This window comes from Collimonas sp. GW821-FHT07E08 (genome assembly GCF_059418905.1).
In genome coordinates this window covers 132728-151996 of record NZ_JBWKQR010000011.1, presented here as the reverse complement: position 1 = coordinate 151996, position 19269 = coordinate 132728, and the positions used below count along the sequence as shown (strand labels likewise).

Sequence of the window (19269 nt, the reverse complement as noted above, 5' to 3'; positions counted from 1 at the left end):
AAGATGCAAAACCAGGAAAAAGCCGGGAATCAGGCGATGTTGCCGGACGATTCGATGATGCCGCCGCCGAGACAGACGTCGCCGTCGTACAGCACCGCGGATTGCCCCGGGGTGACAGCCCACTGCGGATCGCTGAACCTGAGCGCGAAATTTTCCGTTCCAGGCAGCTGAAGGCTGTCAAACGCGCAGGCCATGTCGGCTTGCCGGTAGCGTGTCTTGGCCGACAGCTGGCCGCTGCCCGGCGCTTCTCCTGCCACCCAGCTGAGCTGGCCGGCCTGCAGCGTCGACGACAACAGCCACGGATGATCATGCCCCTGGACGATGTACAAGGTGTTGTTTTCCACATCTTTCCTGGCGACATACCAGGGATCGCTATCGCCGCCGGCATTCTTGTGCGTCTTCATGCCACCCAGGCCAATGCCCTTGCGCTGGCCCAGCGTGTAAAAACTCAAGCCGACGTGTTCGCCCACCACATCGCCGTCGGGGGTCTTCATCGGTCCCGGCTTATAAGACAGGTAGCGGTTCAGGAATTCGCGGAACGGCCGTTCGCCGATAAAGCAGATGCCGGTCGAGTCCTTCTTCTTGGCATTCGGCAACTGGATCTGCTCGGCGATCTTGCGCACCTCGGTTTTCTGGATTTCCCCCAGCGGGAACAAGGTCCGCGACAGCTGCGACTGGTTCAGCCGGTGCAGGAAATAGCTTTGGTCCTTGCTGGCGTCGACCGCTTTCAACAGTTCGAAGCGGCCGGAACCGGCCTGCCGCACGCGCGCGTAATGGCCGGTGGCGATCAGGTCGGCGCCCAGCTTCATGGCGTGGTCGAGGAATGCCTTGAACTTGATTTCGGCATTGCACAGCACATCCGGGTTCGGCGTGCGCCCGGCCTGGTACTCGCGCAGGAATTCGGCGAATACCCGGTCCTTGTACTCGGCGGCAAAATTGACCGCTTCGATATCGACCCCGATCACGTCGGCCACGCTGACGGCATCGATCCAGTCCTGCCGCGTCGAGCAGTATTCGGAATCGTCGTCGTCTTCCCAGTTCTTCATGAACAGGCCGATCACTTCGTAGCCTTGCTGCTTCAGCATCCAGGCCGACACCGAGGAGTCGACCCCGCCCGACATGCCGATCACCACACGTTTTTTATTAGACATGGGCCGCTCCGCAAGCGCTGGGATGGGTGTTGAGCATGGTCAGCGGCGCGCGCTGGCCGCGCAGGTAATCGTCGATGCACAGCAGCACTTGCGGGCTGCGGTGGCGTTCCGGGCAAGCCGCCAGTTCGTCGCGCGACATCCACAAGGTGCGCAAGATGCCATGGTCGAGCGCCTGCTCATGCCGAGCGCCTAGATCGCCGCAGAAGGCGAATCGCAAGTAAGTGACCGCTTGGCCGGTACGCGCCGATACATAACGCGCCATATACATGCCAACCAGCGCGGTAGGGGTGAAGTCATGCGCGGTTTCTTCCAGCGTTTCGCGCACGACCGCCTGCACCAGCGACTCGTTGGGATCGAGATGGCCGGCTGGCTGGTTGATGCGGATGCCGTCACTGGTCGCTTCTTCAATCAGCAAGAAGCGGCCGTCGCGCTCTATGATCGCGGCAACTGTGACGGAGGGTTTCCAAACGTCAGTCATAAATTCCTCGGTTAATCCGATATTTTAACTTGCCTGCCGGTTTTCGATGGGAAGCGGCTCAAGGCAATGAACGGGCCCTAGCACAGAAAGCGGGTGTGATTGTAGCCATATTCACAACGGAGGATTAATTTTAGGATAAATAACCTACATCAAGACCTCTGGTTGTTGAGCCGCAATTTTTCCGTGTAAGATTCCATACACCTAATTTGCAGGGCAGCATTTAAGCGCCGCCTGGCCTGGGGGCGTGGCGAGTTATCCCGCCCTCGGCAAATCCAAGAATTCTTAACATAGTGGGAGAAGTACATGAAAATCGGCATTCCCGCCGAGACGCGGCCTGGGGAAACCCGGGTTGCTGCGACTCCGGAGACGGTAAAGAAGCTGGTGGCAGCCAAGCACCAGGTACTGGTGCAGTCCGGCGCAGGCATTTCATCCAGCATTCCCGATGAAGCCTACGCCGCAGCAGGCGCCGAGATAGTCACCGCCGCCGCGGCGTTCGGCGTTGAAACCGTGCTCAAGGTGCGTGCTCCCGGCGCCGATGAACTGGCCTTGCTGAAAAGCGGCACGGTCGTGGTCGGCATGTTGAATCCTTTTGATGCCGACAATATTGCTGTTATGGCAAGCCATGGACTGACCGCGTTTGCACTGGAAGCGGCGCCGCGCACGTCGCGCGCGCAATCGATGGACGTGCTGTCGTCGCAAGCCAATATCGCCGGCTACAAGGCCGTGCTGATGGCGGCCAATACCTACCAGCGCTTCATGCCGATGCTGATGACCGCCGCCGGCACCGTCAAGGCGGCGCGCATGCTGATCATGGGCGCCGGCGTTGCCGGTTTGCAGGCGATCGCCACCGCCAAGCGCCTGGGCGCGGTGATCGAGGCTTCCGACGTGCGGCCCGCGGTCAAGGAGCAGATCGAGTCGCTCGGCGCAAAATTCCTGGACGTGCCTTTCATCACCGATGAAGAAAAGGAAATCGCCCAGGGCGTGGGCGGTTATGCGCGGCCGATGCCGGCTGACTGGATGCGGCGCCAGGCTGAGCTGGTGCACGAACGCGCCAAGCAGGCCGACATCATCATCACCACCGCCCTGATTCCCGGCCGCAAAGCGCCGGTGCTGATCAGCGAAGACACCGTCAAGGCGATGAAGCCGGGTTCGGTGATCCTCGACATGGCGGTCGACCAGGGCGGCAACTGTCCCTTGTCGGAAAGCGGCAAGACCGTCATCAAGCATGGCGTCCACATCATCGGCGAAGGCAACCTGGCGGCGCTGGTGGCGGCCGATGCTTCGGCGCTGTATGCGCGCAACCTGCTCGATTTCCTCAAGCTGATCATCAACGCCGAAGGCGGCCTGGTGATCAACCGCGAGGACGATATCGTGGCCGCCACCTTGCTGTGCAGCGGCGGCGAAGTGCTGCGCAAATAAGCGACGTAAACAAGTGCGCAAACAAGCTGCGCAAGACAAGTACCGATTTAATCAACGGCTGTAAAAAGGGGCAGCCGGCTGCGGCCGGCGGCTTCGTAAAACTGGAGAAACAAGATATGCAACGCATCATGCTGCGCGCCAAGATCCATCGCGCAACCGTTACCCAAGCTGACCTGCACTACGAGGGCTCCTGCGGGATAGATGAAGACCTGCTGGAAGCGGCGGACATCAGCGAGTTTGAAAAAATCGAGTTGTACAACGTCAACAACGGCCAGCGTTTCTCGACCTACGCGATCCGCGGCAAGCGCGGCAGCGGCGAGATTTCGCTGAACGGCGCCGCTGCGCGCTGCGCCCACCTGGGCGACCTGCTGATCATCTGTACCTATGCCCCGCTTTCGAATGAAGAGGCCAGCAGCCATGTGCCGAAAGTGGTGTTTGTCGACGACAACAACCGGATCACCGGCCTCAAGAAAATCTAAGGCGAATGCCGAAAGGCAACTGGGCAAATCGGCAACGCTGTCCTTCTATCAAGGGGAAACCATGGAAGTCACGCACACCATCACCAACCTGATCATTTTCGTACTGGCGATCTACGTCGGCTACCACGTGGTCTGGACCGTTACACCGGCATTGCATACGCCGCTGATGGCGGTCACCAACGCCATTTCGGCCATCATCATCATCGGCGCCATGCTGGCGGCCGGCCTGACCGAAGGCATCGTCGGCCAGGTCGCCGGCACGCTGGCGGTGGCGCTGGCGGCCGTCAATGTATTCGGCGGCTTCCTGGTGACCCAGCGCATGCTGGAAATGTTCAAGAAAAAAGAGCCTAAGGCAAAACCTGCCGCCAAAGAGGGAGCGCAGCAATGAGCATGAACCTGGTGACCTTGTTGTACCTGATCGCCTCGGTCTGCTTCATCCAGGCGCTCAAGGGTTTGTCGCACCCGTCTTCGGCGCGGCGCGGTAATGTCTTCGGCATGAGCGGCATGGCGATCGCGGTCGTCACCACGATCGCCCTGATCGTCAAGCTGAAGGCGGAATCGCAGGGCGCCGGCCTCGGTTTCTGGCTGGTGGCCGGCGGCGTGGTGGTGGGCGGCGGCATCGGCGCCATGCTGGCCAAGCGGGTGGAGATGACCAAGATGCCGGAACTGGTGGCGGCGATGCACTCGCTGATCGGCCTGGCGGCGGTGTGTATCGCGGTTGCCGCGGTGTCGGAGCCGTGGGCTTTCGGCATTGCCGCACACGGCGAGGCGCTGCCTGCCGGCAACCGCATCGAGCTGTTCATCGGCACCTTCGTCGGCGCGATTACCTTCTCCGGTTCGGTGATCGCTTTCGGCAAATTGTCGGGCAAGTATAAATTCCGCCTGTTCCAGGGCGCGCCGGTGAGTTTCCGCGGCCAGCATTTCATCAACCTGCTGCTGGCGGTGGCGATGATCGGCCTCGGCATCATTTTTGTGCTGACCCAGGCTTGGCTGCCGTTCATCCTGATGGCGCTGATTGCCTTCATCCTCGGCGTGCTGATCATCATCCCGATCGGCGGCGCCGACATGCCGGTGGTGGTGTCGATGCTCAACAGCTACTCCGGCTGGGCCGCTGCCGGCATCGGTTTTTCGCTGAACAACTCGATGCTGATCATCGCCGGTTCGCTGGTCGGCTCCAGCGGTGCGATCCTGTCTTACATCATGTGCAAGGCGATGAACCGCTCGTTCTTCAACGTGATCCTGGGCGGCTTCGGCGGCGATGCGGCGGCTGCCGCCGGCGGCGCGGCGCAACAGCAGCGGCCGGTCAAGTCCGGTTCGGCCGACGATGCGGCTTTCCTGATGGGCAATGCGGAAACCGTGATCATCGTCCCCGGCTACGGCCTGGCGGTGGCGCGGGCCCAGCATGCCTTGAAGGAGCTGACCGAGAAACTGACGCACAAGGGCGTGATCGTCAAATACGCGATCCACCCGGTGGCGGGGCGCATGCCTGGCCACATGAACGTGCTGCTGGCGGAAGCCGAAGTGCCTTACGACCAGGTGTTTGAAATGGAAGACATCAACGGCGAATTCGCCCAGGCCGACGTGGTGCTGGTACTGGGCGCCAACGACGTCGTCAACCCGGCCGCCAAGGATCCGAAATCGTCGATTGCCGGCATGCCTATCCTGGAAGTCTATAAAGCCAAGACCGTGATCGTCAACAAGCGCTCGATGGCTGCCGGCTACGCCGGGCTCGACAACGAACTGTTCTACATGGACAAGACCATGATGGTGTTCGGCGACGCCAAGAAGGTGATTGAAGATATGGTGAAGGCAGTCGAGTAAGCGTCGGCTGTCCTTGTAAAAAAGCCGCGGCAGGTAAAACTGCCGCGGCTTTTTTCATTGTGCGGGCGGGCACGGGCTCAGCGTCGTCCAAACATCATTTGCTGCGCCAGCAGTCGCCTGGCTGGTTTCACCACATCGACCAGCCCCAGCGACAAGCCAAGCAGGGTCTGCGACAGCGCACCATCGGGGGCGCTGGCGAAGATCCGCGCCATGACGTCGGTGAGATGTATCGTCAGGCTTCGGTCCGCTTGTCTGGCGGCGATAAACTGCAGCAGCGTATCGGGCCCGGTGCTGCTGGCCAGCAAGCGCGCCAGTACTGCCGCATCGCGCAGGCCCAGGTTCAATCCCTGGCCGGCGACCGGATGCAGGGTTTGCGCGGCGTTGCCGATGGCGACGGTCCTGGCGGACGCTGCCGGGCGTGCATTGAGGCCCAATGGAAAACTGTTGCGCGCCGAGGTTTTGGTAAAGCGTCCGAGCCGGCCGCCGAAAGCGTCCGCCAGCGCCGCCAGGAACGCCGCATCGTCCAGCGCCAGCAGCTGGCTGGCGGTAGCGGGGCGCACGCACCATACCAAGGCGTAGTTGTTGCCCTGGCCGTCGTCTTGCGGCAGCAGCGCCAGCGGCCCCTGGTCGGTAAACCGTTCAAACGCGCGGTGCGCAACCGGCGCGCTGCACTGGACATGGGCGACGATGCCGATCTGCTGGTAATCGCGCTGCAGCGACTTGTCGTCCTGGGCGCCGAACAGGCCGCCCTCGGCTTGCACCAGCAATTTACTGCGCAGCGCACGGCCGTCCGACAATTGCAGTTCCACACAGTCGTCTTGTTCGGTGCTGGCGCTGACTTGTACCGGCCTTAGCAACTGTACGCCGGCCAACGCCGGCAGCGCCGCCAGAGCGGTCACCAGGGTCCCATAACGCGTGACATAGCCAAGCGCCGGCAGCTGGAATTCTTCACGCTGGATCAGGGTGCGGCCGAAATGCGCGCGGCGCGACACATGGATCTGGTGGATGGCGGTAGCGGCAACCGGCCAGGCGCCGATCTCTTGCAGTATCTGGCGGCTGCCGTAGGACAGCGCCAGGGAGCGCGGATCCTGGCGTGCCTGCTCGACTGTCTTGGCGTCGATGAGGGCAATGCGGTCGGCTGCCACGCCGCGTTTCACCAGCAAGGCCGCCATGCTCAAACCGACCGGGCCGGCGCCGCAGATGGCGATGTCGGCATCGGTCCGAGGCTGGTCGATATGCGCGTTCATGCCGGCAAACCCCACGCACGCAATTGCGCTGCGGTCGATTCGGGAGATGTGTGGTGGATGGCGCGCCAGCCGAGCGCGCGCGCAGCGTCGACGTTGCGCTGGACATCGTCGATGAACACCAGGTGCTCTGCTTGTGCGCCGGGATAGTGCTTGCGGATGCGCTCCAGCATGCGTTGATAAATGCGCGCATCCGGCTTGACCAGTTTTTCCTCGCCGGACACCAGTACATCCTTGAAGCGCTGGAGGACGGGCTGGAACGGATGGTTGCTGCGGGCATAGGGAAAAGTTTCAGCCGACCAGTTGGTCAGGGCGTACAGCGGCACGCCGGCTGTTTCCAGCGCCTCGAAAATCGCCATGCCTTCTGCCAGCGTACCGTTCAGCATTTCGGTCCAGCGTGTGTAAAAGGCATGGATCAATTGCGCATGTTCCGGATGACGGCCGCTGAGCGTTGCGGTCGCTTCGCGCAACGGGCGGCCGCCATCTTGCTGGAGATTCCATTCGCCGTTGCAGATATTGGCGAGGAACCATTTGCGTTCGGCCTCATCGGCGATCAGCTTGCGGTAAAGGTAATCCGGGTTCCAGTCGAAGAGGACGCCGCCGAGGTCGAACACGACGATGGTGGGCGTTGCCGCTGTATTTGCCGTTGCCATGGACGTCACTTGCGCATCAATGCTTCGATCTCGGCTACCGATGTCGGCACGCCGCTGGTCAGGTTCAGGTTGCCGTCGGCGGTGACCAGGATATCGTCTTCGATGCGGATGCCGATGTTCCAGAATTGCTCCGGCACGCCCTCGGCCGGACGCACGTAGATGCCTGGCTCGACCGTGGTGACCATGCCGGGCTGCAGCTTGCGCCACGGTTTTTGCTGGCCTTCTGGAGCTGCTTCGCCGGGTTCGCGGTAGGCGCCGACGTCATGCACGTCAAGGCCGATCCAGTGGCCGGTGCTGTGCATGTAGAACTGGCGGTAATCGCCTTTTGCAATCACGTCGTCGAGCGTGCCGCTCTTGTTCTTGTCGAGCAGGCCGGTATCCAGCATGCCTTGCGCCAGCACCCGCAGCGCCGCGTTGTGGCCGTCGATGAAGCGCTGTCCCGGCCGGGTAGCCGCGATCGCCGCGTGCTGCGCCGCCAGCACGATTTCATACAAGGTTTTTTGCGGGCCGGAGAATACCCCGTTGGCGGGAAAGGTGCGGGTGATGTCGGACGCATAGCTTTCGAACTCGCAGCCGGCGTCGATCAGCACCAGGTCGCCGTCCTTCAATTCGGCGTTGCCGGCGCGGTAGTGCAGCACGCAGGCGTTGGCGCCGGTAGCGACGATCGAGGTATAGGCGGGCGATTCGGCGCCGCTGCTGCGGAATTCATGCAGGATTTCCGCTTCCAGATGGTACTCGCGCAGGCCGGGGCGCGCCATGCGCATGGCGCGGCAATGGGCGCCGGCGGCAATCTGCCCTGAGCGCTGCATGATCGCGTGTTCTCCGGCATCCTTGAACAGGCGCATCTCGGCCAGCAGCGGATCCAGGCTGTGGATGGCGGCCGGCGCGCTGATGCCGACGCGGGCCTGGCCGCCCAGCTTGTTGAGCCAGCCTTGCAGCTGGGCGTCACGGTTGGCTTGCTTGCCCAGCGAGTAAAAGATCGCCGGCGCATCGGCCAGCAGCTTCGGCATTTCTTCGTCGATGGCGTCGATCGCATAGGCGGCGTCGAAACCGAGCTGTTCGCGCGCGGCGGCCGGGCCGAAACGGAAGCCGTCCCAGATTTCCCGTTCCAGGTTTTTTTCGCGGCAGAACAAGATCGCCTTGGGGTCTTTGCCTGCGACCAGCACGATCACTGCGTCCGGTTCGGTGAAGCCGGACAGGTAATAGAAACTGCTGTCGTGACGGTAGGGGAAGTCGGAATCGGCGTTGCGTGCGGCTTCGGGCGCGGTCGAGATAACGGCGACGCCGCCGCCCATGGCCTGCATTTGCGCAATCAGTTTGCTGCGGCGTGTGCTGTAAGGAGTCATGCTGGCGTCTTTCTGGAATAGGTTGGGTTGCTGTCGCTTATACATTGACGATTACTGCGTTGACGATTACAGCGGCGCGTTCAGTTGGTTCAGGCGTTCGATGGTGCCGACATCGGTCCAGTCGCCGCGATACACTTCGCCGCCGATCTGGCCGCGTGCCGCGTTTTCACGCAGCAAGGTCACCAGTTTTTCGGACTGGCCGGGGCTGACGGTGTCGAACATGGCTGGACGATACACCCCGATGCCGGAATAGGTGTAGGTCTGGCCGGCTTCGCCCTCGTTGCTGACGGAAAAACTATGCAGGCCGAAATCCCCTTGCGGATGATGGACCGGGTTTTTCACCAGGTAGAGCCAGGCGTTGTCGCGCTTGTCCGGCGCATAGGGCTGGCCCCAGATGTCATTGTCTTCCAGCGTATTCTTGACTTGCTCGAAATTGAAATGCGGGCAATAGACATCGCCCGCAATCGCCACGAACGGCGCTTCGCCCAGCAGGTGGCGGGCGTTGGCGATGCCACCGGCGGTTTCCAGCGCCACGGCTTCCGGCGAGTAGGCGATGGCGGCGCCGAATTTGCTGCCGTCGCCGAGCGCGTCTTCGATCATCTGGCCCAGGTGGGCATGGTTGATGACGATTTCGGTGATGCCGGCGCGCACCAGGTTGACGATGTGCCAGACGATCAGCGCCCGGCCGCGCACCTTGAGCAGGGGCTTGGGAATGGTGTCGGTCAGCGGGCGCATGCGCTCTCCGCGGCCGGCGGCAAAAATCATGGCTTTCATGGATGTTTTACCTGGGTTGCCATCAGAACGTATAACCGACTTGCACAGCCTTGTCTTCCAGCTTGTCCAGCAAACGCACCAGCGGAATCAGTTCGCGGTAGCGCAGTGCAGTCTTGCGGACGTAGTCCATGACCAGCGGGATGTCTTTCAGGTAGGCCTCCTTGCCGTCGCGGTGATGCAGGCGTGCGAACAGGCCAAGGATTTTCAGGTGGCGCTGCAGCCCCATGTATTCGAAATCGCGGTAGAAGGTGTCGATGTCGGTCGCGACCGGCAGGCCGGCGCGTTTGGCGCGCTCCCAGTAACGGATCATCCAGTCGAGCACTTGCGCTTCCTCCCACTGGATGTAGACATCGCGCAGCAGCGAAACGATATCGTAGGTGATCGGGCCGTACAGCGCGCCCTGGAAATCCAGCACGCCGGGATTGCCGCTTGGCAGCACCATCAGGTTGCGCGAATGGTAGTCGCGATGGATGAATACCTGCGGCTGCGCCAGGTTGTTGGCCAGGATGGCGTCGAACACCTTGTCCAGGTCCGCGGTTTGCTGGTCGGTCAGGGTTGCCTTCAAGTGCTTGCCCAGGTACCACTCGGGGAATATTTGCAATTCTCGCAACAGGAAGGCGCGGTCGTATTCGGGCAATACGTCCGGCTGGCTTTTGGTTTGCAGCCGTACCAGGGCGTCGATGGCGTCCATGTATAGCGCCGGTGCGCTGTCGTCATTCAATTGCTGCAGGTAAGTCGTGGAGCCGAGGTCGGACAGCAGCAGGAAGCCGCGTTCGACGTCTTGCGCCAGGATTGCCGGCACCGACAGGCCGATGCCGGCAAACAGCCCGGCGATTTCGATGAACGGCCGCACGTCTTCTTGCGGCGGCGGCGCGTCCATGACAATCAGGGTCTTGGCCCCAACTGTTCCTGGAGCGGCCGTGTCGATTCTGAAATAACGCCGGAAACTGGCGTCGGCAGAGGCAGGGCGGAGGGTTGAGGGGACGGTTGGCACGGCGTCAAGCGCAGTTAGCCATTCGACAATTTGGGTCTGGCGCAGATCAGGCAGGGCAGGGGCAGACGGTGACAAAGGCATTGAGCAATCCAGTATTACGGTTATCGGTGGTGAGTTCCCATATAATAAGGGATTAAATTCAAAAAATCGCCTGCCATGGTGTTTGCCAAATTCATTTCATGACCCGGTCCTCCTCAGCGCTACCTAAGCAATTCCAGTCATGTCCAGGCCGGGCCGCGTCCCAGTTGCCTGCCTTGCGGCGCATGACTATCCTGGTGGCTTCGGTCGTCGCGGCAGCGTACATGCCAATGTGGGCATGGGCGCAAACGACCGAAACGGTCGCGCCGGCCGTTCCCGCCACGCAAAACAGCATCAAGCCGCCGCGCGTCAACGATAGCGACGCGCCGACCACGGTAGAGGCCGAGCAGATGACCGGCCGGCCGGACCGGCTGATCAACCTGGATAACGATGTGGACATGACGCGCGGCCAGACCAACGTCAAGTCGGACAAGGCGACCTACCGGATTGTGGAAAACGAGGCGGAAGCCCACGGCTGCGTGCGCATGAACCGCTACGGCGACAAGTACACCGGCGACGATCTCAAGCTGAATATGGATTCCGGGCAAGGTTTCCTGACGAATCCGACTTACTGGTTCAAAGCCAATGACGGCCACGGCAGCGCGGAACGCATCGATTTTATCGATGAGGACAAGTCGAAAGTCATCACCGGCACCTACACCACCTGCCCGAGCACCAAGCCGGACTGGTATATCAAGTCGAGTACGCTGGATGTCGACAGCGGGCTGGGCGAGGGGACTGCCCATAACGGCGTGCTGTATTTCAAGAGCGTGCCTATCCTTGCTTCGCCGATCCTGTCTTTCCCATTGTCGAACGACCGCCAGTCGGGCGTGCTGCCGCCGATCATCGGGACCACCAATAACGGCGGCTTCGAGTTCAACCTGCCTTATTATTTCAATATCGCCCCTAACCGCGACTTGACGCTGTACCCCAACATCATCACCCAGCGCGGCTTGCAGATGGGCGGAGACGCCCGCTACATCGGGGATGGCTACAGCGGCCAGACCAAGATCGAGTACCTGCCCGATGACAAGCTGACCAAGACCAATCGTTATGCCGTGCAGTCGATTCATCTGCAGACGCTGGCGCCTGGTTTCACGATGGGCTGGAATGTCAACTTTGCCTCGGACAATAATTATCCCGACGATTTTTCGCGTTCGATTACCCAAAGTTCTACCCGGACACTGAACCGAGAGTTCGATTTGAACTATACCGGTTCATTCTGGAACGTGGCAGCGCTGGCATCGCGCTATCAGGTATTGCAGGATTTCGATTCCAATGGAAATCCGACGCTCAGCCGCCCATATGACCGCTTGCCTCAAGTCACCCTCAATGCAGGCAAGCAGGATATTTACGGGTTTGACTGGAACGTGACCGCGCAATACACCCGTTTCAGGAATGGCCAATACGATTTTCCGCAAGGCAGCGGCACCACATATACCAGCAGCACCTTGCTGCCATTGGGCGGCGAGCGCATCTATATCAATCCGCAGCTTTCTTACCCGATCATTCGCCCCGGCTATTTCATCACGCCAAAGATCCAGCTGGATGCAACCTCCTATAACATCTCGCCGAATAAATTCGACATACCGAATCCGATTCCGGCGGGCCAAACCCCCTTGGGAAATAGTTATAGCCGGGTATTGCCAACCTTTTCGCTGGACAGCGGTTTGATTTTCGAGCGCGACGCAAAGTTTTTTGGCAACCCGATGACGCAGACGCTGGAGCCGCGGCTGTTCTATGTGCGCACGCCTTTCCGTGACCAGAGCCAGTATCCGCTGTTTGACAGCGGCGTCGCGGATTTCAATTTCGCCCAGATCTTTACCGAGAACCGGTATACCGGCCATGACCGCATCGGCGATGCCAACCAGCTGACGGCTGCCGTGATCTCGCGCTTTATCGAAGAGTCCGGCATAGAGCGCTTGCGCCTGGGTATCGGCCAGCGGTTTTATTTCACCCCGCCGCGCGTTTCATTGGGCGGAACTACCGATACGATCACCACCAGCCGTTCGGACCTGCTGCTGTCGGCAGGCGGGCAGGTGACGCAGGCGCTGGGCATCGACAATACGATCCAGTATAGCCAGAGCAATAACCAGTGGGTGCGCGCCAGCTCCAACATCAAGTGGCAGCCGGGCCCGAAAAAAGTCATCAATTTTTCCTATCAGCTGGACCACAATAACGTCGATCCGCTGCTGCTGGACAATAAGTACCTGAAGCAATTCGACCTCTCCGCACAGTGGCCGCTGAGCCGCCGCTGGTACGGCGTGGGCCGCGTCAGTTATTCCCTGCAGGAAAAAACGGTCGGGCAAAGCCTGCTCGGGCTTGAATACAAGGCCGATTGCTGGGTCTTCCGCGTGGTCGGACAACGCACGCCGACCTCGTCAACCCGCACGACTACAGGTATATTCGTGCAACTTGAGTTGAATGGTTTGTCAAGTATCGGCTCCAATCCGATGCAAGCCCTGCGCAGCAGTGTCCCAGGTTATCAGAATGTTAATCAACCCGACTCTTTCATTAGCCGTTGAATCCGTCATTTTTACTTATGAACGTTTTTCCAATTATGCGTAAAACCAATCAAATCCAACTCGCTGCAATGGCATTCTCGCTGTTGTCCGTTACTGCCGGCGGCGCCTTGGCCCAAGCCGCATCGACGACGCCGCCGGCGGTTGCGCCAACGACGGCGCCGGCTGCCAAGCCAGCCGCGGCCAAGGCAAATCCGCAGACCGTCGACGCTATCGTCGCAGTGGTGAACACGGACGTGATTACCCAGCAGGAATTGGCGAAACGCATGAGCGACGTGGTGCAGCGCATGCGCGCCCAGAATATCGAATTGCCGCCGGTTGCCGAGCTGCAAAAACAATTGCTGGAACGCATGATCCTTGAGCGCGCCGAAACGCAGCTGGCGAAAGAAAACGGCTTGTCGGTAGACGACGTCATGCTGGACCGGGCGATCAGCCGGATCGCCGAGCAGAACAAATTGTCGATGGCGGATTTCCAGAAGCAGCTGGCGCAGGACAAGATTCCCTACGCATCTTTCCGCGAAGAAATTCGCCAGGAAATGCTGTTGCAGCGGCTGCGCGAACGTGAAGTCGACAACAAGATCCAGATTTCCGAATCGGAAGTCGACAATTACCTCGCCGCTGAAAGCAGCAACAAGCAAACCGCCCAGGAACTGGACCTGGCGCAGATCCTGGTCCGGGTGCCGGAGAATGCTTCGGCCGAACAGATTGCACAGCGCGCCAAGCGGGCTGAAGAAGCCCTGCAGCAAATCAAGTCGGGCGGCAACTTCGCCGCTGTCGCTGCCGCTTATTCCGATGCCAGCGACGCCCTCACCGGCGGCGACATGGGCTGGCGTCCGCAAGACCGCCTGCCGGCGCTGTTTGTGGAAGCCGTCGCGAATTTGAATCCGGGACAGGTATCGAGCATCCTGAAAAGCGCCAACGGCTTTCATATCGTCAAGCTGGTGAACAAGCGCGCAGCGGCGGCAGCGGCCGATACCGCCGCGGCGCCGGTCCAGCAGACCCATGTGCGGCATATCCTGATCAAGGTGACGCCAACCGTGACGGCGGCAGAAGCGCGCCGCCGCCTGGCCGACCTGAAGGAGCGCATCGATAACAAGGCTGCGACGTTTGAAGAGCTGGCCAAACTGTATTCGAACGATTTGTCGGCTTCCAAGGGCGGCGACCTCGGCTGGGTTTATCCCGGCGACACCGTGCCGGAATTCGAACGCGCGATGGATGGATTGAAGCCGGGCCAGGTCAGCGATCCGGTCGAATCGCCGTTCGGCTATCACCTGATCCAGGTGGTGGAGCGCAAGGCTAACGACGTATCCAAGGAACGCCAGCGCCTGGCTGCGCGGATGGCGATTCGCGAACGCAAGACGGAAGAAGCCGCGAACGAGTGGCTGCGCCAGTTGCGCGACCGCACTTACGTCGAATACCGTAACGACGACCGTTGATTGCTGTGTACCAGAGGGTAGCGCATGTCTGATCAGCCGGCCGCGCAAGTGGCTGCAACCCCGCTTACATCGCCAAGGCCGATATTGGCCGTCACTTGCGGCGAGCCGGCCGGCATTGGTCCTGAAGTCGCGATCAAGGCCGCCTGGCAGTTGCGCGCCGAAATCAACAGCGTACTGATTGGCGACGCCGCTTTCCTGGCGTTGGTCGCCGCCGAGATCGATCCGCAGATCCGGCTGGTGGCGTTGTCGCAGCAAGCCTTGCGCAACAGCGGCCTGCCGAACTTCCCCCATGGCCAGATTGCCGTGATCGACTGTCCCCTGGATGCCCACGTGCGGCCGGGCCAGCTGGACGCGCGCAACGGCCGTGCCGTGCTGCGTACCCTGGATATTGCGATCAGCGGCGCGCAGCAGGGGATATTCGACGGCATGGTCACTGCGCCCCTGCAAAAAAGCACGATCAATGACGCCGGGGTGCCATTTACCGGCCATACCGAATACCTTGCCGAAAAAAGCGCGACCGCACAGGTGGTGATGATGCTGGCCACGGACCGGACCACGCCGCCGCTGCGGGTCGCGCTGGCGACCACCCACCTGGCGCTGAAAGACGTGCCAGCAGCGCTCACCTTCGACAGCCTGAGCCGCACCATCGATATCCTGCATGCCGATCTGCAGAAAAAATTCGGCCTGGCGCAGCCGCGCATCCTGGTGACGGGCTTGAATCCGCATGCCGGCGAAGGCGGTTACCTGGGACGCGAAGAAATCGATATCATCACGCCGGCGCTGCAAGCCGCCAAGGCGCGCGGCATTGCCGTCAGCGGCCCTTATCCGGCCGATACGCTGTTCCAGCAAAAATACCTGGAAGATGCCGATTGCGTATTGGCGATGTATCACGACCAGGGTTTGCCGGTATTGAAATATGCCAGTTTTGGGCACGGCATCAACATCACGCTGGGCTTGCCGTTCATCCGTACCTCGGTGGACCATGGCACCGCGCTCGATCTCGCCGCTGCCGGCCTGGGCCGGGCCGACCACGGCAGCATGCTGGCGGCGCTGAATGTCGCGGCGCAGATGGTGCGGCTGAGTCAATTGAGGAAAGAGTAAGCTGCTGCCTTGGGCCGGCTCTTGGACGCCCGGCCATGGTTGCAGCCTGTCCGCCTCGCAATTAAAGAAAAATATGAAGAACCACATTCCCCGCAAGCGCTTCGGCCAGAATTTCCTGACCGACGACACCGTGCTGTACAACATCATCAGCGCGATAGATCCGCAAGCCGACGACAATATGGTCGAAATCGGACCGGGCCTGGCCGCCATGACACGTTTGCTGCTGGAATCGCTGCGGCAATTGCACGTGGTCGAACTCGACCGCGACCTGGTGGCGCGGCTGCAAAAGAATTTTGATCCGGCCCGCTTGCATGTGCATTCCGCCGATGCGCTGAAATTCGATTTCAGCAGCATCCCCTTGGCTGGCGGCCGCAAGTTGCGCGTGGTCGGCAATCTTCCCTACAACATTTCCAGCCCCTTGCTGTTCCATCTGGCGCAGATCGCGCCGCAGGTGCAGGACCAGCATTTCATGCTGCAAAAGGAAGTGGTGGAGCGCATGGTCGCCACGCCCGGCAGCAAGGCGTTCGGCCGCCTGTCGGTAATGCTGCAATGGCGCTACAGCATGCAGCTGATGTTTATCGTGCCGCCGACCGCATTCGACCCGCCGCCGAAAGTGGAGTCGGCCATCGTGCGCATGATTCCGATCGCCCAGCCCCTGGCTTGCGACCAGAAAAAACTGGAAGATGTCGTGCTCAAGGCGTTCACGCAAAGACGCAAGGTGATCAGGAACTGCCTGGCTGGCATGTTTACCGAAAATGACTTGATCGATGCGGGCGTCGATCCGCAGGCGCGGCCTGAAACCGTGTCGATGGAATTGTTCGTGGCGCTGGCGAACCGCTTGCCCTGATTTTCCTGGCTGTTCCTTCCTTCAGCCTTGAACGAAGGAACATCGATGCAATTTGGCCGGATTCGCCGCCGCATCATTTTTTTGCCGTTCGGCCTATAAAGCGGCGCCGGCGGAAACGCCGTCCTTGCGTTCGATCAGTTCAATTTTATAGCCGTCGGGATCCTGCACAAAGGCGATGACGGTGCTGCCTCCCTTTACCGGTCCTGCTTCCCGCGTCACGTTGCCGCCTTGCGCCTTGACGTCGGCACAGGCCTTGTAGGCATCTTCGACAGCCACCGCCAGGTGCCCGAACGCCGTGCCCTGGTCGTAGCTGTCGACGCCGTAGTTATAGGTCAGCTCCAGTTCGGCATGGTCCGGATTGCTGCCGTAGCCGACGAACGCCAGCGTGTATTTGTACTCGGGATTGTCGTTGGTGCGCAGCAGTTTCATGCCCAGCACCTTGGTGTAAAAATCGATGGAACGTTGCAGGTTGCCGACGCGCAGCATGGTATGGAGGATTCGCATGGTTGTTCTCGATGGTTGGGAAGAGAGATGTTGCTCAGGCTTGTGCCGATATTTTAAATCGGCACAACAAATCGGGCGGCGCTTGCTCTAGAAAACCGGCAAGGTTTCCTGGGCGCTGTCGCGCAGGGTTTTCCTGGCCGTTTCAAATTCGGGGAAAATCGATTGCACCGTGGCCCAGAAACGCGGGCTATGGTTCATCTCGCGCAAATGCGAGAGCTCATGCGCAATCACATAATCGATCAGCGGCAGCGCAAAATGCATCAGCCGCCAGTTCAGCCGGATCTTGCCTTCCGAAGTGCAGGAGCCCCATTGCGTGGTCGCCGACGACAGCGCAAACGACTGGTAGGTGACGCCGAGTTTTTCGGCATAGATCGGCAGGCGTTCGGCGAATACGCGCTTGGCTTCCAGCTGCAGCCAGCCCAGCACGCGGTCCTTGAGCTGCTGCTCGCCGGCGTCGGCCGGCAGGCAGACGATCAGCTGGCCGCTGGCATCGTCAAAGTGGATGCCGGCCTTCTGGGTGGCGTGGATGCGCAGAGTGATGCTGCGCCCCATGTAGGGCAGTGTCTCGCCGTCGCGCCATTGCATTTGCGGCTGCATGCGGCGTGTCGAACGGTCGCGGTATTCGCTCAGCTTGGTAAAAATCCAACGTTTCTTTTCGCGGATGGCGGTTTCGATATCGCCCAGAGTCACCCACTTGGGGGCGGTGACGCGCAGGCCGTCGTCGCTGATCAGGAAGCCGATAGAGCGCCGTTTGGAGCGTAGCAGGGTGTAGTCGAGCACATGTTCGCCAAAGCGCAGGCGGCGCTTGCCTGGCGCCAGCGCGGTAGGTTCCTCTGGCGCCGGGGCTAGCGGCTTTGGCCTTGGCAGCGGGCCGGCCGGCGGCGGTGCGACCGGCAGCGTGCTGGCGGCCAGGTCATCGGCAAACAAATCCAGTTGCAGCGCTTGCTGCTGCTGCTGTGCCTTGCCCTGGGGCCGACCATGCGGTCCCGGGCGCGGCTTTGCTGGCTTTTGATGCAATAATTTCAATGGTATCCAAACTGGAGGGGTTATTGCTGCCTGGAATAAACATGCGGTGAAATCACGCGCATTTCAGATTCTATCCAATTTTCGACTTTCGCCATCAGCTCGCTGCTATCCATGCCTTCCGGAGCAATCGGCTTGCCGATGGAGACAGTGATCAGCCCCGGTTTCTTGATGAAGGAATTCTTCGGCCAGCACTCGCCGGCGTTATGCGCGATCGGCACCACCACAGTGTTGGTTTCCACTGCCAGGCGCGTGCCGCCGTTCTTGTATTTGCCTGTCTGGCCAACCGGAATCCGCGTGCCTTCGGGGAACATGATGATCCACTGGCCGTCTGCCAGACGCTTGCGTCCTTGCACCACCACCTGGGCGAAGGCGTCGCGGCCTTTGCTGCGATCGATAGGAATCATGCGCAGCAGGGCGATGCCCCAGCCGAAAAACGGAATGTAGGTCAGCGATTTCTTGAACACGAACACCAGCGGGCGCGGCGTCATCTGCAGCAGGAAAATCGTTTCCCAGGCCGATTGGTGCTTGCTCAGCACGACTGCCGGCGCATCGGGGAAATTTTCAAAGCCCTTGACCTGGTAGCGGATGCCGCAAATGACCTTGGCCATCCAGATCACCATGACATTCCAGCGCGCGGTCAGGTAGTAGCGCCGGGCGTAAGGGAAGGGTGCGAACAGGATGCAAGCCATGGACCAGACCACGGTCAGGACAGTCATCAGCAGGAAGAACAGAAGGGAACGTAAAAACAGGGAAAAACGCAACATGCAGACTCCAGGTATTTTTTTCTAAACAAGCGATCTTTTTACGGGGCCGGGCCATCCGCCAGTCAGACTGACAGCTCCACCGGTTTCTTCAACAGGAATTCAACCACTGCCGCCAGGTCAGGAAAAACCAGGGTGCCGGGCGGCAGGCCGCCTTTGTCGCGCGTCTTTTCGCCTTTGCCGGTAAGCACCAGGTAAGGCGCGCAGCCGGCAACGAAGCCTGCCTGCAAGTCGCGCAGCGAGTCGCCTACCGTCGCCACGCCGCCGCGCAGGCTGATTTCGAAGCGTTTGCCGATGTCGTGGAACATGCCGGGCTTGGGCTTGCGGCAATCGCAGTTGTCGTCGGCGGCATGCGGGCAAAAAAAGATGGCGTCGATTTCGGCGCCGACCAGCTGCGCCGCTTCATGCATTTTCTGATGGATCGCCATCAGCGTCGGCATGTCGAACAAGCCGCGCGCGATACCCGACTGGTTGGTCGCCACCACAACCCGGTAGCCTGCCTGGTTCAGGCGGGCTATCGCTTCCAGCGAACCCTTGATCGGAATCCATTCTTCGGGCGATTTGATGAAGGCGTCCGAATCCTGGTTGATGACGCCGTCGCGGTCGAGGATGATGAGTTTCATGGCTACCTGGCG

The 19269-nt window shown here is 60.7% G+C and carries 19 protein-coding genes; 8 read left to right on the top strand and 11 right to left on the bottom strand.

Going from position 1 to position 19269, the window contains the following annotated elements:
- Positions 1–29: 29 nt before the first annotated feature.
- A complete protein-coding gene (gene mnmA / locus AC07RZ_RS15965; protein WP_144739017.1) occupies positions 30–1151 on the bottom strand; it encodes a tRNA 2-thiouridine(34) synthase MnmA in 1122 nt (373 codons plus the stop codon).
- Positions 1144–1629: an NUDIX hydrolase gene (locus tag AC07RZ_RS15960; protein ID WP_494668648.1), complete on the bottom strand. Its 486-nt coding sequence runs from the start codon at positions 1627–1629 to the stop codon at positions 1144–1146. The genes mnmA and AC07RZ_RS15960 overlap by 8 nt, the downstream gene beginning before the upstream one ends.
- Positions 1630–1932: 303 nt before the next feature.
- On the opposite strand from AC07RZ_RS15960, the gene AC07RZ_RS15955 reads away from it, so the two are divergent.
- The 4 genes from AC07RZ_RS15955 (at position 1933) to AC07RZ_RS15940 (ending at position 5348) form a co-directional block, all read left to right on the top strand.
- On the top strand, positions 1933–3048 hold the full coding sequence (locus tag AC07RZ_RS15955) for a Re/Si-specific NAD(P)(+) transhydrogenase subunit alpha (protein ID WP_144739015.1): 1116 nt from the start codon (positions 1933–1935) through the stop codon (positions 3046–3048).
- A 116-nt stretch (positions 3049–3164) separates the two neighbouring features.
- Positions 3165–3527, top strand: coding sequence for an aspartate 1-decarboxylase (gene panD / locus AC07RZ_RS15950; protein ID WP_494668647.1), 363 nt, complete (start codon positions 3165–3167; stop codon positions 3525–3527).
- Positions 3528–3588: 61 nt separating this feature from the next.
- Complete coding sequence (locus tag AC07RZ_RS15945; RefSeq protein ID WP_092353619.1) at positions 3589–3915, top strand: NAD(P) transhydrogenase subunit alpha part 2; 327 nt, start codon at positions 3589–3591, stop codon at positions 3913–3915.
- On the top strand, positions 3912–5348 hold the full coding sequence (locus tag AC07RZ_RS15940; RefSeq protein WP_144739013.1) for an NAD(P)(+) transhydrogenase (Re/Si-specific) subunit beta: 1437 nt from the start codon (positions 3912–3914) through the stop codon (positions 5346–5348). The genes AC07RZ_RS15945 and AC07RZ_RS15940 overlap by 4 nt, the downstream gene beginning before the upstream one ends.
- A gap of 77 nt (positions 5349–5425) precedes the next feature.
- Here the strand turns inward: AC07RZ_RS15940 and AC07RZ_RS15935 are convergent, their stop codons facing one another.
- From AC07RZ_RS15935 to AC07RZ_RS15915, 5 genes are all read right to left on the bottom strand, one after another.
- On the bottom strand, positions 5426–6595 hold the full coding sequence (locus AC07RZ_RS15935) for a UbiH/UbiF/VisC/COQ6 family ubiquinone biosynthesis hydroxylase (RefSeq protein ID WP_494668646.1): 1170 nt from the start codon (positions 6593–6595) through the stop codon (positions 5426–5428).
- On the bottom strand, positions 6592–7245 hold the full coding sequence (locus AC07RZ_RS15930) for an HAD family hydrolase (protein WP_494668645.1): 654 nt from the start codon (positions 7243–7245) through the stop codon (positions 6592–6594). The genes AC07RZ_RS15935 and AC07RZ_RS15930 overlap by 4 nt, the downstream gene beginning before the upstream one ends.
- Before the next feature lie 5 nt (positions 7246–7250).
- Complete coding sequence (locus tag AC07RZ_RS15925; protein WP_494668644.1) at positions 7251–8591, bottom strand: aminopeptidase P N-terminal domain-containing protein; 1341 nt, start codon at positions 8589–8591, stop codon at positions 7251–7253.
- 66 nt (positions 8592–8657) lie between these two features.
- The gene (murU, locus tag AC07RZ_RS15920) at positions 8658–9365 is read right to left on the bottom strand and encodes an N-acetylmuramate alpha-1-phosphate uridylyltransferase MurU (RefSeq protein ID WP_494668643.1); all 708 of its coding nucleotides are present in this window, start codon (positions 9363–9365) and stop codon (positions 8658–8660) included.
- Between the two features lie 22 nt (positions 9366–9387).
- Positions 9388–10440 (bottom strand): aminoglycoside phosphotransferase family protein, encoded by a 1053-nt coding sequence (locus tag AC07RZ_RS15915; RefSeq protein WP_494668642.1) that lies wholly within the window; start codon positions 10438–10440, stop codon positions 9388–9390.
- Positions 10441–10622: 182 nt separating this feature from the next.
- Here AC07RZ_RS15915 and AC07RZ_RS15910 point away from each other — a divergent pair, with 182 nt between their 5' ends.
- The 4 genes from AC07RZ_RS15910 (at position 10623) to rsmA (ending at position 16343) form a co-directional block, all read left to right on the top strand.
- Complete coding sequence (locus tag AC07RZ_RS15910; RefSeq protein ID WP_342829131.1) at positions 10623–12962, top strand: LPS-assembly protein LptD; 2340 nt, start codon at positions 10623–10625, stop codon at positions 12960–12962.
- A 68-nt stretch (positions 12963–13030) separates the two neighbouring features.
- Complete coding sequence (locus AC07RZ_RS15905; protein WP_494668641.1) at positions 13031–14395, top strand: peptidylprolyl isomerase; 1365 nt, start codon at positions 13031–13033, stop codon at positions 14393–14395.
- Positions 14396–14419: 24 nt separating this feature from the next.
- Positions 14420–15496 (top strand): 4-hydroxythreonine-4-phosphate dehydrogenase PdxA, encoded by a 1077-nt coding sequence (gene pdxA, locus AC07RZ_RS15900; RefSeq protein ID WP_494668640.1) that lies wholly within the window; start codon positions 14420–14422, stop codon positions 15494–15496.
- A 73-nt stretch (positions 15497–15569) separates the two neighbouring features.
- Positions 15570–16343, top strand: a complete 774-nt coding sequence (gene rsmA / locus AC07RZ_RS15895; RefSeq protein WP_144738992.1) for a 16S rRNA (adenine(1518)-N(6)/adenine(1519)-N(6))-dimethyltransferase RsmA — start codon at positions 15570–15572, stop codon at positions 16341–16343.
- Between the two features lie 93 nt (positions 16344–16436).
- On the opposite strand, the gene gloA is transcribed toward rsmA, so the two are convergent.
- From gloA to gmhB, 4 genes are all read right to left on the bottom strand, one after another.
- Positions 16437–16847, bottom strand: a complete 411-nt coding sequence (gloA, locus tag AC07RZ_RS15890) for a lactoylglutathione lyase (RefSeq protein ID WP_144738991.1) — start codon at positions 16845–16847, stop codon at positions 16437–16439.
- Between the two features lie 87 nt (positions 16848–16934).
- Positions 16935–17873, bottom strand: coding sequence for a M48 family metallopeptidase (locus AC07RZ_RS15885; RefSeq protein ID WP_494668639.1), 939 nt, complete (start codon positions 17871–17873; stop codon positions 16935–16937).
- Positions 17874–17893: 20 nt separating this feature from the next.
- Positions 17894–18637, bottom strand: coding sequence for a lysophospholipid acyltransferase family protein (locus AC07RZ_RS15880; RefSeq protein ID WP_494668638.1), 744 nt, complete (start codon positions 18635–18637; stop codon positions 17894–17896).
- A 62-nt stretch (positions 18638–18699) separates the two neighbouring features.
- On the bottom strand, positions 18700–19257 hold the full coding sequence (gene gmhB, locus AC07RZ_RS15875) for a D-glycero-beta-D-manno-heptose 1,7-bisphosphate 7-phosphatase (RefSeq protein ID WP_494668637.1): 558 nt from the start codon (positions 19255–19257) through the stop codon (positions 18700–18702).
- Between the last annotated feature and the right edge of the window lie 12 nt (positions 19258–19269).

Coding starts and splice junctions, on each gene's coding strand:
- mnmA (WP_144739017.1), bottom strand. CDS start 1,151: ATGTCTAATAAAAAACGTGTGGTGATCGGCATGTCGGGCGGGGTCGAC.
- AC07RZ_RS15960 (WP_494668648.1), bottom strand. CDS start 1,629: ATGACTGACGTTTGGAAACCCTCCGTCACAGTTGCCGCGATCATAGAG.
- AC07RZ_RS15955 (WP_144739015.1), top strand. CDS start 1,933: ATGAAAATCGGCATTCCCGCCGAGACGCGGCCTGGGGAAACCCGGGTT.
- panD (WP_494668647.1), top strand. CDS start 3,165: ATGCAACGCATCATGCTGCGCGCCAAGATCCATCGCGCAACCGTTACC.
- AC07RZ_RS15945 (WP_092353619.1), top strand. CDS start 3,589: ATGGAAGTCACGCACACCATCACCAACCTGATCATTTTCGTACTGGCG.
- AC07RZ_RS15940 (WP_144739013.1), top strand. CDS start 3,912: ATGAGCATGAACCTGGTGACCTTGTTGTACCTGATCGCCTCGGTCTGC.
- AC07RZ_RS15935 (WP_494668646.1), bottom strand. CDS start 6,595: ATGAACGCGCATATCGACCAGCCTCGGACCGATGCCGACATCGCCATC.
- AC07RZ_RS15930 (WP_494668645.1), bottom strand. CDS start 7,245: ATGGCAACGGCAAATACAGCGGCAACGCCCACCATCGTCGTGTTCGAC.
- AC07RZ_RS15925 (WP_494668644.1), bottom strand. CDS start 8,591: ATGACTCCTTACAGCACACGCCGCAGCAAACTGATTGCGCAAATGCAG.
- murU (WP_494668643.1), bottom strand. CDS start 9,365: ATGAAAGCCATGATTTTTGCCGCCGGCCGCGGAGAGCGCATGCGCCCG.
- AC07RZ_RS15915 (WP_494668642.1), bottom strand. CDS start 10,440: ATGCCTTTGTCACCGTCTGCCCCTGCCCTGCCTGATCTGCGCCAGACC.
- AC07RZ_RS15910 (WP_342829131.1), top strand. CDS start 10,623: ATGACTATCCTGGTGGCTTCGGTCGTCGCGGCAGCGTACATGCCAATG.
- AC07RZ_RS15905 (WP_494668641.1), top strand. CDS start 13,031: ATGGCATTCTCGCTGTTGTCCGTTACTGCCGGCGGCGCCTTGGCCCAA.
- pdxA (WP_494668640.1), top strand. CDS start 14,420: ATGTCTGATCAGCCGGCCGCGCAAGTGGCTGCAACCCCGCTTACATCG.
- rsmA (WP_144738992.1), top strand. CDS start 15,570: ATGAAGAACCACATTCCCCGCAAGCGCTTCGGCCAGAATTTCCTGACC.
- gloA (WP_144738991.1), bottom strand. CDS start 16,847: ATGCGAATCCTCCATACCATGCTGCGCGTCGGCAACCTGCAACGTTCC.
- AC07RZ_RS15880 (WP_494668638.1), bottom strand. CDS start 18,637: ATGTTGCGTTTTTCCCTGTTTTTACGTTCCCTTCTGTTCTTCCTGCTG.
- gmhB (WP_494668637.1), bottom strand. CDS start 19,257: ATGAAACTCATCATCCTCGACCGCGACGGCGTCATCAACCAGGATTCG.